Origin of the sequence: Bradyrhizobium sp. WSM3983 (assembly GCF_000473045.1) — a bacterium.
Lineage (GTDB): Bacteria > Pseudomonadota > Alphaproteobacteria > Rhizobiales > Xanthobacteraceae > Bradyrhizobium.
Genome location: NZ_AXAY01000001.1, coordinates 100,307 through 114,527 on the forward strand (window position 1 = coordinate 100,307; position 14,221 = coordinate 114,527).

Annotated in this window: 13 protein-coding genes; 3 read left to right on the forward strand and 10 right to left on the reverse strand. The window is 63.9% G+C overall.

The window, feature by feature from the left end:
- Positions 1-121 precede the first annotated feature (121 nt).
- The 5 genes from YUA_RS0100450 to YUA_RS0100470 all read right to left on the reverse strand — a co-directional run bounded on the left by YUA_RS0100450 (position 122) and on the right by YUA_RS0100470 (position 4,870).
- On the reverse strand, positions 122-970 hold the full coding sequence (locus tag YUA_RS0100450; RefSeq protein ID WP_027528856.1) for an ABC transporter ATP-binding protein: 849 nt from the start codon (positions 968-970) through the stop codon (positions 122-124).
- Positions 967-1,959 (reverse strand): ABC transporter substrate-binding protein, encoded by a 993-nt coding sequence (locus YUA_RS0100455; protein ID WP_027528857.1) that lies wholly within the window; start codon positions 1,957-1,959, stop codon positions 967-969. Before YUA_RS0100455 ends, YUA_RS0100450 begins: the two co-directional genes overlap by 4 nt.
- A gap of 55 nt (positions 1,960-2,014) precedes the next feature.
- A complete protein-coding gene (locus YUA_RS0100460; protein ID WP_027528858.1) occupies positions 2,015-2,824 on the reverse strand; it encodes an ABC transporter permease in 810 nt (269 codons plus the stop codon).
- Positions 2,825-3,143: 319 nt separating this feature from the next.
- On the reverse strand, positions 3,144-3,803 hold the full coding sequence (locus tag YUA_RS0100465) for a TetR/AcrR family transcriptional regulator (protein ID WP_027528859.1): 660 nt from the start codon (positions 3,801-3,803) through the stop codon (positions 3,144-3,146).
- Between the two features lie 218 nt (positions 3,804-4,021).
- Positions 4,022-4,870, reverse strand: a complete 849-nt coding sequence (locus YUA_RS0100470) for a VOC family protein (protein WP_027528860.1) — start codon at positions 4,868-4,870, stop codon at positions 4,022-4,024.
- Positions 4,871-5,080: 210 nt separating this feature from the next.
- Here YUA_RS0100470 and YUA_RS0100480 point away from each other — a divergent pair, with 210 nt between their 5' ends.
- Together YUA_RS0100480 and rbsK are read left to right on the forward strand one after the other, a co-directional pair.
- Positions 5,081-5,974 carry a sugar kinase gene (locus tag YUA_RS0100480; protein WP_027528861.1) on the forward strand — a complete coding sequence of 298 codons (894 nt, stop codon included), beginning with the start codon at positions 5,081-5,083 and terminating at the stop codon, positions 5,972-5,974.
- Between the two features lie 18 nt (positions 5,975-5,992).
- Entirely contained in the window at positions 5,993-6,910 is a 918-nt protein-coding gene (gene rbsK / locus YUA_RS0100485; protein WP_027528862.1) for a ribokinase, read from the forward strand.
- On the opposite strand, the gene YUA_RS0100490 is transcribed toward rbsK, so the two are convergent.
- Entirely contained in the window at positions 6,911-8,131 is a 1,221-nt protein-coding gene (locus YUA_RS0100490) for an NAD(P)/FAD-dependent oxidoreductase (protein ID WP_027528863.1), read from the reverse strand.
- Between the two features lie 244 nt (positions 8,132-8,375).
- Here YUA_RS0100490 and YUA_RS0100495 point away from each other — a divergent pair, with 244 nt between their 5' ends.
- Positions 8,376-9,170, forward strand: coding sequence for an enoyl-CoA hydratase/isomerase family protein (locus tag YUA_RS0100495; RefSeq protein ID WP_027528864.1), 795 nt, complete (start codon positions 8,376-8,378; stop codon positions 9,168-9,170).
- Between the two features lie 4 nt (positions 9,171-9,174).
- Here YUA_RS0100495 and YUA_RS0100500 read toward each other — a convergent pair whose 3' ends face one another.
- The 4 genes from YUA_RS0100500 to YUA_RS0100515 form a co-directional block, all read right to left on the reverse strand.
- Positions 9,175-10,515 carry a TRAP transporter large permease gene (locus YUA_RS0100500; protein WP_027528865.1) on the reverse strand — a complete coding sequence of 447 codons (1,341 nt, stop codon included), beginning with the start codon at positions 10,513-10,515 and terminating at the stop codon, positions 9,175-9,177.
- Complete coding sequence (locus tag YUA_RS0100505) at positions 10,512-11,090, reverse strand: TRAP transporter small permease (RefSeq protein WP_027528866.1); 579 nt, start codon at positions 11,088-11,090, stop codon at positions 10,512-10,514. Before YUA_RS0100505 ends, YUA_RS0100500 begins: the two co-directional genes overlap by 4 nt.
- A 219-nt stretch (positions 11,091-11,309) precedes the next feature.
- Positions 11,310-12,317 (reverse strand): TRAP transporter substrate-binding protein, encoded by a 1,008-nt coding sequence (locus tag YUA_RS0100510; protein WP_027528867.1) that lies wholly within the window; start codon positions 12,315-12,317, stop codon positions 11,310-11,312.
- A gap of 61 nt (positions 12,318-12,378) precedes the next feature.
- Positions 12,379-14,097: an IlvD/Edd family dehydratase gene (locus YUA_RS0100515; RefSeq protein ID WP_035970338.1), complete on the reverse strand. Its 1,719-nt coding sequence runs from the start codon at positions 14,095-14,097 to the stop codon at positions 12,379-12,381.
- Positions 14,098-14,221 lie beyond the last annotated feature (124 nt).

Here is a 14,221-nt window from a genome sequence, read left to right on the forward strand (position 1 = left end):
TGAGGGTTGTCTCCTCTGGGGGGGTCTCGCGAGTGGAGACACCCTCTCCCCGACCCTCCCCCGCTCGCGGGGGAGGGAGCGCAGCGTCGTCGCGGCTGCACCCCAAACCAATCGCATCGCCTTAATCCAATGAACCTTGCGAGAAGAAATGCTTGCGGATGCGCTGCACGAGCTCGATGAAAACCGGATCGGCCATCACGTCGAGTGAGCGCGGGCGCGGCAGCGGCACGTCGTAGATCGCAGCGACCGCGCCGGGCCGCTCGGTCATGACCAGCACGCGGTCGGCCAGGAACACGGCTTCCGGAATCGAATGCGTAATCAGCAGCACAGTTTTCCTGGTTTCGCGCTGGATCCGCATCAATTCGACATTCATGCGCTCGCGAGTCAGAGCATCGAGCGCGCCGAACGGCTCGTCCATCAGCATGATCTTGGGATCGTGCACCAGCGCGCGGCAGATCGAGGCGCGCTGCTGCATGCCGCCGGAGAGCTGCCAGGGCAGCTTCTTCTCGAACCCCTCGAGCCCGACCAGTTTGAGCAGCGCCTTGGCGCGGATGAGATATTCGTCCCGCGGCAGCCGCTTCATGTCGATCGGCAGCATCACGTTCGAGAGGATGTTGCGCCAGGGCAGCAGTAGCGCGTTCTGGAAGACGATGCCGACATTGCCGTGCGGCTTCGTCACCTTTTCGCCTTCGACCAGGACCTCGCCTGAGGTCGGCGGCAGCAGACCCGAGATCAGCTTGAGCAGCGTGGACTTGCCGCAGCCGGACGGGCCGACCACGACAAAGAACTCGCCGTCATTGATGTGGAAATCGAGCGGCCGCAGCGACGGCACGTCGCCGTCGCGCGTCCGGTAGGTTTTTGACACGCCGGATAGTGTGATGCCCGACGTATCGCCGGCCGCCCGGTCGCTCACCAGTCTCAGATGCGCGGCGGGCTGCACGGCTTCACTCGGTATTGCGGCTTGCTTCACGAGCCACTCTTCGGCAAGTAATCGTTGGTGTAGAAGGCCTTCGGGTTGGCCTTGGCCTTGGCGTCGAGCCCGCCATATTCGACCATCAGGTTGACGCTATCAGTCATGTTCTGGTCGGTGACCTGGAACGGGCGCTTGCTCTTGGTCTCAGCCGTCCGGTACAGCGGAATGGTCAATTCAAAGCCCTGCGTCAGCGTGTCGATCTTGCCGCCCTTCGGGTTGGCATCGAGGATCGACTGCGCGGCCGCCTTCGGCTCCTTCTCGGCAGCTTCGACCGCCTTGGTCGTCGCCGACATAAAGCGGCGGACGAGATCGGCATTGGCCTTCACATAGTCCGAGTTGGCGATGATGCCCGAGGAGACCATGTTGATGCCGTAGTCGGCGAACTTGATCGGATAGACGTCCTTGCCGGTCGCGTCCTTGATCTTCATCGACTGGTCCATGACGTAGCCGAGCAGCAGATCAGCCTGGCCGTTGATGACGGCGTTGAGCTTGGTCTGGCCATCACCGGCAACAGTGGTGAAGTCGCTCTCCTTCAGGCCGGTCTTCTTCAGGAACAGCGGCCAGATCTGGGTCATGGAGTCGGCGGGCGTGATCGCCACCGTCTTGCCCTTGATGTCGTCCGGCTTCTTGATGTTCTTGTCGACGAAGCCCATGGCGGACATCGGGCTGGTCTGCAGCAGCACGCCGGTCGCGATCACCGGCGCGCCCTTGATCGCGGCGCGCATCATGGTGGGAACGTCGACATAGCCGAAATCGGCGGTCTTGGCGGCGACGGCCTGCGTGGTCGCAGCCGAGCCGCGGCCTTCCTGGATCTCGAGGTCGATGCCCTCGGCGGCATAAATGCCCTTGGCCTTGCCGTAATAGAACGGCGCGTGCTCGCCGTAGACGTACCAGTTCAACATCAACACGACTTTGTCGGCCGCCTGCGCCGGCGCAACCGCGAACACCATCAGCGCCGCCGAGACAGCTCCTATCCACCGCTTCATCGTCAACTCTCCCTCTGTCGCTATGCTTCGGCCGTTGGTGGCCGTTCGTTGCTATTTAAGACGCAAAAATTACATCCTCACGCTGGCTGACATGCCAGGGAATGACCAGCTTCTCGATCCGGTCGACGATCCAGAACAGGATGACGCCGAGCAGCGCCAGGATCACGAGCGCGGCGAACATCGTCGGCAGGTCGAACGTGCCGATCGAACGCTGCATCACATAGCCGATGCCGGAATTGGAGCCGACAAACTCGCCGACGACGGCACCGACCACGGCGAGCGTCACCGAGACCTTGAGGCCGGAAAAGATCGCCGGCAGTGCATGCGGCAGGTTCACCGCGCAAAACACCTGGAAGCGGCTGCCCTGCATGGCGCGGGCGAGATCGACCATGTCAGGATCGACCGACTTGAAGCCCTGTACGGCCGAGACGACCACCGGGAAGAAGCCGAGCAGGAACGCCGAAATCACTTTCGGAATGATGCCAAAGCCGAACCAGACCACGAACAAAGGCGCGATCGCGATCTTCGGCACCGATTGGGAGAACACCAGCAGCGGATAGACATAGCTCTCCACCGTCTTCGAGCCCGCGATCAGCATTGCGACGGGAATGCCGAACAGCGCCGACAGCAGGAAGCCGCAGACGGTCGCATAGGTGGTCGGCCAGCACTGGCGCAGCAGCTCGGGCCAATCCGAGCGGAGCACCGCGACGACGTCGGCCGGCGACGGGATCTGATAGGCGGGGATTTTGAACAGCCGGATCGCGAGATCCCAGGCCACGACGATGAAGACCAGGAACAAAAACGGCCGCACCCAGGCCGCGTTCAGCATCTTGGACACCGCACTCTGCGGCTTCTGCTCAGCCACGCCTCACTCCCGGCATTCTTTTTCGTTCGGGGAGAAATTAACCCGTTGGATAAATACTGTCCAGAGCTTTCCCTGTGACGTTTTGGGCGGCCGGTTCCGGACGGGCAAAAGTCGAATTGGGGCGCATGAGGGGATGTGGCCCGCCCTTCGCGCCCACCCTCGGTGTCATTCCCCGCGAAAGCGGGGAATCCAGTACGCCGCGGCTTCTCCGTATCCCACCAGCGTCTCTGGAATGCTGGATTGCCCGCTTTCGCGGGCAATGACGGCGGAGATTGAGGAAACGGCGGACGATCCGTCGACCAACGCGCGGACCGCGCCGCTACACCGTCTGCACCACCGCGGCACGCGACTTCGGCGCCTTGGCGATCTCGAACAGCGCGGCCGACTGCCCTGTCAGCGCGGCCAGCACGAGACCGACCATGTGCGCCAGCCGCTCGTCCTTGGCTTTTTTGTCCAGCAGGTCGCGACCGAAGATCACGCTCAGCGTCGCCGAGTTCGAGAGATAGAAGAAGCAGAGGCCCGCGATCGAGATGTAGAGCTGCACCGGATCGACCGCGACCTGGAAATCGCCGCTCTCGACGCCGCGCCGCACCACGGTGCGGATCATCTCGACAAAGGGCGAGTGCATCGACTTGACCTTGGTCGAGCGCTTGAGGTGCTTTGCGCGGGCGAGGTTCTCGGTCTGGAGCAGCGACAGGAATTCCGGATTGCGCAGGAAGTAACCCCAGGTGAACTCGATCAGCCGCTTGATGGCCTCGGGCGGATCGAGATGTTCGAGATCGAGCCCCCGCTCCTCGCTGCGGATCTTGTCGTAGGCGCCTTCGAGCACCGCGAGATAGAGCTCGTCCTTGTTGCCGACGTGGTAGTACAGCATGCGCTTGTTGGCGCCGGCCTTGGCCGCAATGCGGTCGACGCGCGCGCCGGCGAGCCCGTGAGCGGAAAACTCCTGCTTGGCAGCTTCGAGAATGCGCAGCCGCATCCCCTCGGGATCGCGCTGCCATTTCAGAGTTCGCTTTGCCTTTGTCGCCAAACCGGGTGCTCGCTGGGTGGTCGTCCAGATCGCATTTATCACGCGCGCGGGCCGCCGCATAGTTTCGTCATTGCGAGCGCAGCGAAGCAATCCAGGCTGCCTCCGCGGAGACAGTCTGGATTGCTTCGTCGCAAGGGCTCCTCGCAATGACGGAGGAGAGAGCGGCCTCATTCCGCCGGCTTCGGTGAGCGTTCCAGCAGCACCGTCTGGATGCCGCAGGTGCCGTTGCGGACTGTCATGATCCGCGTGCCCGGCTTGCGGCCGTTGCGCACCTCGGTGACGTCGAGTCCGGCGGCGAGCAGGCGGGCGCGCGTGGCGTCGATGTCGGCGACACGCCAGCTCAGGCCCCAGAGCCGGTCACGCAGGGAATCTCCGCCCGCGACGGGGCGGCGCACCACTTCGACGATGAGATCGCCGCAGCGGAAGAACATCAGCTGGCCCCACTCGTGGTGGGAGCGGTCGAGCGTCAGATCGAGCCCGAGCCGCGCACCGTAGAGCGCGGCAGCGCGATCAGAATCCTCGGTGGTGATCACGACGTGGTCGAGCGCGTCGATCGGCGCAATCTCGGTCGCGACCGACTTCGGTCGCTCCTCGGCCAAGTCGAGAAAGAACATGCGCACGCCGCGCGTCAGCTCGGTCGCGGCCCGCGTGCGCTTCCAGTGCAGGACCGCACCGCTCGCATCGTCGCTGCTCTCGACCTCGGCGACGGCATCTGGCTTCAGCGCCACCCGGTCCAGCCGCCGGTGCATCTTGCTCATGTCCGCGACACGAAAGCACAGGCTGGCGAGCACGCCCTCCTGGTCGTCGAGCAGCGCGCGCATCCGGTCAGCGGTCACGGTAAAGCCGCTCGGCGCCATCAATTCGATGGTCATGTTTTCGAGAGTGAACAGCACGCGATCGGCGCCCTCGCCGGAATTCTGCCAGGCCGGCGCGCGCCCCAGGAGCGTCTGATAGGCCGCCTTGGCCGCACCGATATCCTTGACCAGAGCGACGACGTGATCGAGGCCGGTGATCATATTCCCCCCATTTGATCGACCTGGAACCATGGGCCGAAGAGGCGGCGTTTGTCCGGGCTTGGCATTGGCCTGACATGGTCGTATTCCGGCCCCATGCCGACCTCAAGGCATCGGATGACAGTTTTGCGAATAATTTCCGCGTCCTCCGCGCGGAACCGGTGTTAGAGTAAGCGCGCCGGTCGGGACCACCAAGCGCATCACGGACAAGCAATGCAGGCTCTCTTTATCGGACAGACCTATATCGACGTCGTCTTCATCACCGACCACATGCCGACCGGCGACGAAAAGCACGTGGCCTCCGACTACGCGGTGTCCTTCGGCGGCAACGCGGTCACGGCGGCGTTCTGCTGCGCCAAGCTCGGCATCGTGCCCGACCTGATCGCCACCGCGGCCAATGACTGGCTGGGCCGCATGTTCCAGGACATGTGTGCGAAATATGCGATCTCGCTGCACGGGAGGAAGGTGAACCAGTCCTCGCTGTCCTTCATCATGCCGAAGGACGGCAAGCGCGCCATCGTGCGCTGCCGCGACGACGAGCACATTCACCCCTTTCCGATGCTCAATCTCGGCGGCTGCCGCGCGCTGCATGTCGACGGCCACCAGCCCGATGCCGCGATCCACTACGCAAAAGTCTGCCGCGAGGCCGGCATCCTGACCTCGCTCGACGGCGGCGGTCTGCGCACCAACACGCACGAGCTGCTGGAATTCATCGACGTTGCGATCGTCGCCGAGCGGCTGTGCGAGCAGATGGATCTGACTCCGGAGAAAATGCTCGATTATCTCAAGGGCCGCGGCTGCAAGATCGGCGGCATCACCATGGGTGAGAAGGGCCTGCTCTGGTACGACGAAACCGGGACGGTCCAGGTGATGCCGGCGATGCCGATCCCGCGCGAGCGCGTGATCGACACCAACGGCGCCGGCGACGTCTTCCATGGCGCCTATGTCTATTCCTACCTCGCGCATCCCGGCAAAAGCTGGCGCGAGCATTTTGATTTCGCCCGCGCCGCCTCGACCTTCAAGATCCAGCGCCTCGGCAACGAGGCCGGCCTGCCGACCCTTGTCGACATCGCCAAAGTCAGGCACGAGTTCGAGGTCAAGGTCTAGACTTCGAAAGGGTTGTTCATGGGGCGCGTCTTCGTCGCCGGCAGCATCAACATGGATGTGGTGGCGACCGCCGATCGCCACCCCAGGGTCGGCGAGACTGTCGCCGGTCGGCAGGTGCTGTATTTTCCCGGCGGCAAGGGCGCCAACCAGGCGGTCGCGGCGTCGAGGCTTGGCGCGAAGACCACGCTGATCGGGCGGCTGGGCACTGACGCCTTCGGGGCTGAGCTGAGGACGTTCCTCACGGCGCAGGGCATCGATCCCGGCTCGATCAAGGAGACACCCGAAACGCACACCGGCACCGCGATCATCACGGTCGCGGCGTCCGACAATACCATCGTCGTCATTCCCGGCAGCAACGCCCTGGTCAGCGCGAATGACGTCGCAGACGTTCCCCTGGCGAAGGGCGATGTTGCCGTCAGCCAGTTCGAAATCCCGCTGCCGACCATTGCCGCGTTCTTCCGGCGCGCGCACGTGACGGGCGCCACGACGCTGCTGAATCCTGCCCCGGCGCAAAAGATGTCCGACGAGCTGCTCGCGCTGGTCGATATCCTGGTATTGAACGAGACCGAACTTGGTTTCCTTGCAGGCACCGAGCTCACCGACCACGACGAGGCCGCAAAGATCATCGCCGTCGCGCGAAAACTTCAGGCGCGCCCGGATCAGACCATCTGCGTCACGCTCGGCAAGCGGGGCGTGCTCGCGCTCGCCGGCCGCGAGGAATTTGCGGCTCCGGGCCGCGAGGTGAAGGCGGTCGACACGACGGGAGCCGGCGATTGCTTTGTCGGCGCGCTCGCGTCGCAGCTGGCTGAGGGCGTACCTTTGCGGTCCGCCCTCGCCTTCGCCAACGCTGCCGCCTCGATCAGCGTGCAGCGCATGGGCGCAGGGCCGTCGATGCCGACCGCCGCGGAAGTGGCGGCCGTGCTCGGCGCTGCCTGATCACGCCAGCGCGCTCTTCAGATCAAAGCTCTCATCCGCCGCCTGCTCCGGCGTAATCGAGCGGTCCATGGCCTGCAAGCGGCGGCCGAACATGTGATCGCCGGCGCGGTTGATCGATTCGATGCCGAGCAGCTTGTCGCCATGGTAGCAGAACGCGGAGAACGCCCTCTTGCCGGGATCGCCGCGCAGTACGACGCGGTCGTAACCGGTGGTGAGGCCTGCGATCTGGAGCTTGTCGTCGCCCTGGTCGCTCCAGAACCAGGGATGGCTATCATAGGGTTTGCTGTCGCCGGTCAGCCGCGCCGCCAGACAGCGAGCGTGGTCGGTGGCGTTCTGCACCGATTCCAGCCGCTGCGAGCCACCGAAGCGCGGGCTTGCGAACAGCGCGCAATCGCCGATTGCGGAAATATTCGGATCGGACGTCGAGAGATATTCGTCGACGATGATGCCGGCGGCGACAGGCAGCCCCGCCTCGGCCGCCAGCTCGATGTTCGGCAGCACACCGACACCGACCACGACGAGGTCGGCGGGCAGATGTCTTCCGTCGCTCAGCGAGACGCCGGTGACCTTGCCGCCCTCGGCCTCGATCGAGGTTGCCTGCACACCGAGATGAATGCGGATGCCGGCTTCGCGATGCCGCGCCTGGAAATATTCCGAGACCTCCGCCGTCACCGCGCGCGCCATCACGCGCGGCGCGAGTTCGAGCACGTCGACCTCGAGGCCCTTGATCCGCGCGGTGGCGGCGAATTCGAGGCCGATGAACCCGGCGCCGATCACCACGACCCGCGTCTTCGATGGGATGATTTTGCGCAGCGCCTCGCTCTCGTCGAGGATGCGCAGATATTTCACATCGGGCAGGTTGGCGTTGGGCAGATCAAGCAGCCGGTTGCGCGCGCCCGTCGCCAGGATCAGGTGACCATAGGGAAGCGTCTCACCCGATGCGAGCAGCAGCTTGCGCCCGGCGCGGTCGATCGACACCGCGCGGCCGGCGATCAAATCGATGGTCTGGTCCTGGTAAAATTTCTCCGGCCGGAACATCAGGCTCTCCGGCCCGGCCGAGCCCTTGATGTAGGCCTTGGACAGCGGCGGCCGCTGATAGGGCAGATGCGCCTCGTCATTGATCAGGCAGATGCGCTCGGCAAAGCCCGCCTGCCGCAGGGAGGCCGCGACCTGGTAGCCACCATGGCCGGCGCCGACAATGATCACCGGACCATCCGTCATTGGACAGCCCATTTCCGCAAGACACGAGCGTCACCCATGTCGTCTCCTCTCTCGCTAAATCTGGCTTGGCTAGCCTAGGAGGAGCCGGCGCTCGTGTCCGTCCCTCAACGAAGGCCGGCCCATTTGAGCCTATCGTTCAGCCTAGCGCAAGGGTGCCTTGCGGGGCACCGGCGGCCGGGGATTGTCTCCCCTCGCCTTCTGCGATTTAGTTGCAGCGACGAACCTCTAGCCGGGGATTTCCAGAATGCCAGCTCCCGCCTCCCAACCCGATGATCCCGCGCTGCTGCGGATCGACGGCCCGATCGCGACCATCACACTCAACCGCGCCGCCGCGTTCAACTCGATCAATCTCGCGATTGCCGAGAGCCTCGAACAGCTCGCGGCCTACATCGAAGGCGATGACGCCATCCGCGTCGTGGTCCTCGAAGGCGAAGGCCGCGCCTTCTCGGCCGGCGGCGATCTGCAGACGATTGGCGCTGCCGCCGAGGCCAACACGGTGACCCCGGTCGTCGGTGAGCTGCTCAAGCACTATCATTCCTTCATCGAGATCATCCGGCGCATGCCAAAAATCTCGCTGTCGAGCGTGCACGGCTCGGCCGCCGGCGCCGGCATGGGGCTGGCCTTCGTCACCGATCTCTGCATCGCCGCCGAGGACGCCAAGTTCACGCCCGCCTACGCCAAGATCGGCGTCTCGCCGGATGGCGGCTCGACGGTCGGGATCGTCGGCACGGTCGGCTCGCGCCGCGCGCTCCAGATCTTCCTGGCCGAAGACAATTTTACGGCGCAGCAGGCCTATGAATGGGGCCTTGTCGCCAAGATCGTTCCCGCGACCGAGTTGAAGGTGGCGACGCGGCAGCTGGCCGAACGGCTGGCGCAGAACGCGCCGGCGGCCATCGCCGGAACCAAGTCCCTCGTCTACGCAGCCGCCACCACGCCCGTAAAACAGCAGCTCGATGCCGAGGAACACAAGATCATCATGGCGATGAACACTGAGGAGTTTCGCGTTGCCGTGAAGAAGTTCACAAGCAAAGGGAAGTAGCCCTTCACTTCGGACAGATGTAGCCCGTCCCCGCCGGGGACTTGAAGCAGCCGACCGATTCCGGCAGGACCTTCTGCGGCAGCCACAGCACCACGCTCGGGAAGTAGATCGCGAAGGCGATGGTCGCGAAGAACACGACATAGATCGGCAGCGCCGCGCGTAACGCCTTCGCGAAACTGACGCCGACGAATTTCGACGCCATCAAGAGCACGAGCCCATAAGGCGGCGTGATCAGGCCGAAGGCGAGTGTCGCGATCAGCACCACACCCATGTGCACGCCGTTGATGTCGCCGGCTTCCGTCAGCGTGTTGACCAGCGGCATGAAGATGATGATGGTCGGCACCGGCTCGATGAAATCGCCGACCACGGTGAAGAGCAGCACCATCAGCAACATGATCAGATGCGGATCGTTGCCGGCGATCGAGGTGATCATGTCGGCGATGTAGCTGGCGCCACGCAGATAAGCGAGCATCCAGCCGAAGGCGTTGGCGGCGCCGATCGTGATCAACGGCAACGAGAAGATCAGGCCGGCAAGGCAGAAATCGTAGGGAATCTTTCGGAAATGCCCACGGTTGAGTGCGGGGATCACGACCAGGATGATCCAGACCACGGCGACGACGCCGGCCTCCGTCGGAGTGAACCAGCCGGTCAGGATGCCGCCGAGCAAAATCACCGGGATCATCAGCGGAAGGGCCGCGTCACCAGCCGCGAACACGATCTGCCGCAGCGGCGCGCGCGGCTTGCGCAGGCCGGACGGGCCGAAGAAATAGCAATAGATCATCAGGCCGAAGCCGATCATTAGGCCCGGCACCACGCCGGCCATGAACAGGCCAGCGATCGATACGTTGCCGACCGCCCCGTAAACCACGGCGGTGATGCTCGGCGGCACCAGCGCAGCAATGGTTGAGGCCGACGCGATAATCGCGGCAATGAAGGCGGGCTCGTAGCCTTCGCGCTTCATCGGCCCGCCCAGCGCGCGGCTCATCACGGCGACGTCGGCGGTAGTCGAGCCCGACATTTCCGAGAAGAACATGCTGAAGACGACGACGACCTGCGACAGCCCGCCCCTGATATGCCCGACCAGCGACACCGAGAGATTGGCTATTCGCACCACCACATTGGCCGAGCTCATGAGCTCGCCGACCAGCAGGAAGAACGGGATCGCCAGCAGCGCCTCGGAATCGACGCCGTCAAAGATCTTCTGGATGATCGCGGCGAGCGACACGTCGGACAGGATCGCACCGATGAAAACGCCGGCCATCAGCGAGAACGGCACGGGCACGCCGAGATAGCCGAACGACAGGAAGCAGACCGACATCAACGCCAGGACAATGGGTGCGCTCACGGCTGCGCCCTCATTTGCGCTTCGGTGACGACGGGCGCGGCATCCTCGTCCGGCGGCTCGGAATGGTCGAAGCCGTTGCGCAGGCCGTTGACGAGCTGCTCAATGGTGAACAGGCCGACCAGGATGCCGGAGAGCGGAATAATCGCATAAAGAGAGGCGATCGGCGTCCCCGACGGCAGGCGAAAGCTGCCGAAGCCGCGCAGATAGTTCTGGTAGCCGTACCAGATCAGGCAGAAGGCGACGCCGAGCACAACAACGCGGATGATGACCTCGACGATGATCCTGGGCACGCCATGCATCGCCTCGGAGATCGCGGTGAGATAGAGGTGATCGTTGCGCCGGGTCGCGACCGCGGTCCCGATGAAGATCGCATAGATGAACAGCGTCGAAGTGACTTCCTGCAGCCAGAGCCAGGGATGGCCGATGGTGCGGGTGACGATGTCGGCCGTGACCGACAGCGAGAAGCCGAAGCACAGCACGCCGCAGAGGATCATGAGCGCGAGCTCGAGCCAGTCGAGCCAGCGCCATTTCAGATGGCGCTGGCGTTGCACCAGCAGTTTGTCGGCGATGGCCATTGTTACCCTCGTCGTCCCGGCTTAACGCAGAAGCGGGCTTTGGAACGGTGCTAGTTGATCGTTCACCTCTCCCGTAGGGAGAGGTCGGACCGCATCGCAAGATGCGGTCCGGGTGAGGGGTTACAGTCTCACAGAACGCTGCCGCCCCTCACCCGGATTGCTGCGCAATCCGACCTCTCCCCGATGGGGAGAGGTAAAGCGCCGGCCGCCGCGCTTGACCTAATTGATCGACCGGATCAGATCCTTGATCTTCTCGGCGTGCGGGCCGAGCTCCTTGGCGAGCTTGTCGAGATAGGGATCGGCGATCGCTGCAAAGCTTTTCTTGTCGACGTTATCGACGACCTTGACGCCCATCTTCCTCAGCTTCTCGGCCGCGACCCGCTCGAGGTCGAACGCCTTCGCCGGCTCCTTGGTGCTGATCTCGTTGGCCGCGGTCTGCACCCAGCCTTTCTGTTCAGCGGAGAGGCTCTGCCAGAGCTTGTCGGAGACGAACACCAGCGCGTTGTTGGCCTCGTGCTCGGTGATGTTCAGCACCGGCGCCACTTCGTAGTGCTTGTTGACGAGGTAGACGTTGATGCTGTTCTCGGCGACGTCGACCACGCCGGTTTGCAGGCTCGTATAGACGCTGCCGAACGGCATGTGCACGGTCTGGGCGCCATAGGCCGGGAACATGGTGTCTTCAGTGGCGGTTGCCTGCACACGGACCTTCAGGCCCTTGACGTCGCCGACATTGTGGATCTCCTTCTTGGAGTACATGTGGCGCACGCCCTGCGAGCCCGTGCCGATGAGGTGCAAACCCTGCGTGGTCTCATCGATCATGGCCTTGAGGGCCTCGAACACTTTCGGATCCGCGAGGCCTTTGATTACATGCCGTTCGTCGCGGAACAGATAGTGCAGCGACATCACGCCGGCCTGCGGCGAGATCGTCGCGGTGTTGGCCGAAGAGACGATCGAGAATTCGACATCGCCGGCTTTCACGAGCTGAAGCACCTGCGGCTCTTGGCCCAGCTGCGCGCCCGGATACTGGTCGATGATCATGGTGCCTTTGCTCAATTCCTTGAGCTTGTCGGCAAAGAGGTCGCCGGCGATGGAATAGCCGGTGTTGCGGGGCTGGTCATACGCGAAGCGATAATGCTTCACCTCCTGCGCCCCGGCGCCCGTGACGAACAGCATGGCGGCCGTAGCCACCAACCCATGTAAGAACCTTGGCATGGATCGTGCAATCATCGTCTCCCCCTGTTTTATCGCCCGCCGCTTTTAGCGGTCTGGACGCTCGTTCGAGTGGTTGTCAGCCCTTTTCAGTCTTTGGTCCAGTCCTCTGCATAAAGTCGAAGTCGCAGCCCTCGTCGGCCTGCAGGATGGTCTTGTCGAATAGCCACGCGTAGCCACGCCGCGTCTCGTCGGGAGACGCGGCCGGCTTCAACGCGGCGCGCCGACGCTCCAGCTCGGCAGCATCGACCAGCAGCTCGATGCTGCGCTTGGCCACATCGAGGCTGATCTTGTCGCCGTTCTTCACCAGCGCCAGCGGTCCGCCGACGGCGGATTCCGGCGTGATGTGCAGCACGATGGTGCCGAACGCGGTGCCGCTCATGCGCGCATCCGAAATGCGCACCATATCCTTGGTGCCGCCGCGCGCGAGCTTCTTCGGGATCGGCAGATAGCCCGCCTCGGGCATGCCCGGCGCGCCCTTGGGGCCGGCATTGCGCAGCACCAGCACGTCATCGGAGTTCACGTCGAGCTCGGGATCGTCGACCCGCAAGGTCATGTCCTCGATGGATTCGAACACCACCGCGCGGCCGGTGTGCTGCAACAGTTTTGGGCTCGCCGCCGACTGCTTGATGACGGCGCCACGCGGCGCAAGGTTGCCGTGCAGGATGGCGAGACCGCCTTCCTTCTTGATCGGATTGTCGCGCGACCGGATCGCGTCCTGCCCGGGCACGTCCTCCGCATTCGCGACGACATCGCGCAGGCTCTCGCCCGAGATCGTCTTCGCGTCGAGATCGACGAGGTCGCCGAGCTGCGCCAGCAGTTTCGGCACGCCGCCGGCGTGATGGAAATGCTCCATGTAGTGCTCGCCGGACGGCTTGAGGTCGACCAGCACCGGCACCTCGCGGCCGATCTGGTCGAACGCTCCGAGATCGAGCCGATGCGGCGAGCGATGCGCCATCGCGGTCAGATGGATCAGGCCGTTGGTCGAGCCGCCGATGGCCTGCAGCACCACCTGCGCGTTCTTGAATGAGGCCGGGGTCAAGACCTCGCTCGGCTTCGGCCCCTTGGTCTTGGCCATCTCTGCAGCAACCCGGCCGCTCGCCTCGGCGAGACGAAAGCGCTCGGCATGCGGTGCCGGGATCGTCGCGCTCATCGGCAGCGACAGGCCCATGGCTTCGATCATGCAGGCCATGGTCGATGCCGTGCCCATCACCATGCAGGTGCCGACCGACGGCGCGAGACGTCCGTTGACCGCTTCGATTTCGACATCGTCGATCTCGCCAGCGCGATACTTGCCCCACAGTCGGCGGCAGTCGGTGCAGGCGCCCAGCACCTCGCCCTTGTGATGGCCGACCACCATCGGCCCCACCGGAATGACAACGGTCGGCAGGTCGGCACTGATCGCGGCCATCACCTGCGCAGGCAGGGTCTTGTCGCATCCGCCGATCACGATCACCGAATCCATCGGCTGGGCCCGGATCATCTCCTCGGTGTCCATCGCCATCAGATTGCGCAGATACATCGAGGTCGGATGCGCAAAGCTCTCGGCGATCGAGATGGTCGGGAACACGAACGGCATCGCGCCCGACAGCATCACGCCGCGCTTGGCGGCCTCGATGATCTCAGGGACGTTGCCGTGACAGGGATTGTAGTCACTGTAAGTGTTGGTGATGCCGACGATCGGGCGCTCCAGCGCATCGTCGGAATAACCCATGGCCTTGATGAACGCCTTGCGCAGGAACAGCGAGAAACCGGCATCGCCATAGCTCGTCAGACCCTTGCGCAAACCACTCGTCATCATGCCACTCCTTCCACGTTGCCATTGTGGTACAGCCTGCCCCCTGATTGTCAATAACAGCGTGGAATATTCGACCAAATCGGCGCCATGGCACCCTCCTCAAGACAAATTATTGACAATCTGG

What these genes read in the sequence shown, in the direction of transcription:
- YUA_RS0100455 (WP_027528857.1), bottom strand. Translation starts at nt 1,959, where the DNA reads ATGAAGCGGTGGATAGGAGCTGTCTCGGCGGCGCTGATGGTGTTCGCG.
- YUA_RS0100465 (WP_027528859.1), bottom strand. Translation starts at nt 3,803, where the DNA reads ATGCGGCTGCGCATTCTCGAAGCTGCCAAGCAGGAGTTTTCCGCTCAC.
- YUA_RS0100470 (WP_027528860.1), bottom strand. Translation starts at nt 4,870, where the DNA reads ATGATCACCGGCCTCGATCACGTCGTCGCTCTGGTCAAGGATATCGGT.
- YUA_RS0100480 (WP_027528861.1), top strand. Translation starts at nt 5,081, where the DNA reads ATGCAGGCTCTCTTTATCGGACAGACCTATATCGACGTCGTCTTCATC.
- rbsK (WP_027528862.1), top strand. Translation starts at nt 5,993, where the DNA reads ATGGGGCGCGTCTTCGTCGCCGGCAGCATCAACATGGATGTGGTGGCG.
- YUA_RS0100490 (WP_027528863.1), bottom strand. Translation starts at nt 8,131, where the DNA reads ATGACGGATGGTCCGGTGATCATTGTCGGCGCCGGCCATGGTGGCTAC.
- YUA_RS0100495 (WP_027528864.1), top strand. Translation starts at nt 8,376, where the DNA reads ATGCCAGCTCCCGCCTCCCAACCCGATGATCCCGCGCTGCTGCGGATC.
- YUA_RS0100505 (WP_027528866.1), bottom strand. Translation starts at nt 11,090, where the DNA reads ATGGCCATCGCCGACAAACTGCTGGTGCAACGCCAGCGCCATCTGAAA.
- YUA_RS0100510 (WP_027528867.1), bottom strand. Translation starts at nt 12,317, where the DNA reads ATGATTGCACGATCCATGCCAAGGTTCTTACATGGGTTGGTGGCTACG.
- YUA_RS0100515 (WP_035970338.1), bottom strand. Translation starts at nt 14,097, where the DNA reads ATGACGAGTGGTTTGCGCAAGGGTCTGACGAGCTATGGCGATGCCGGT.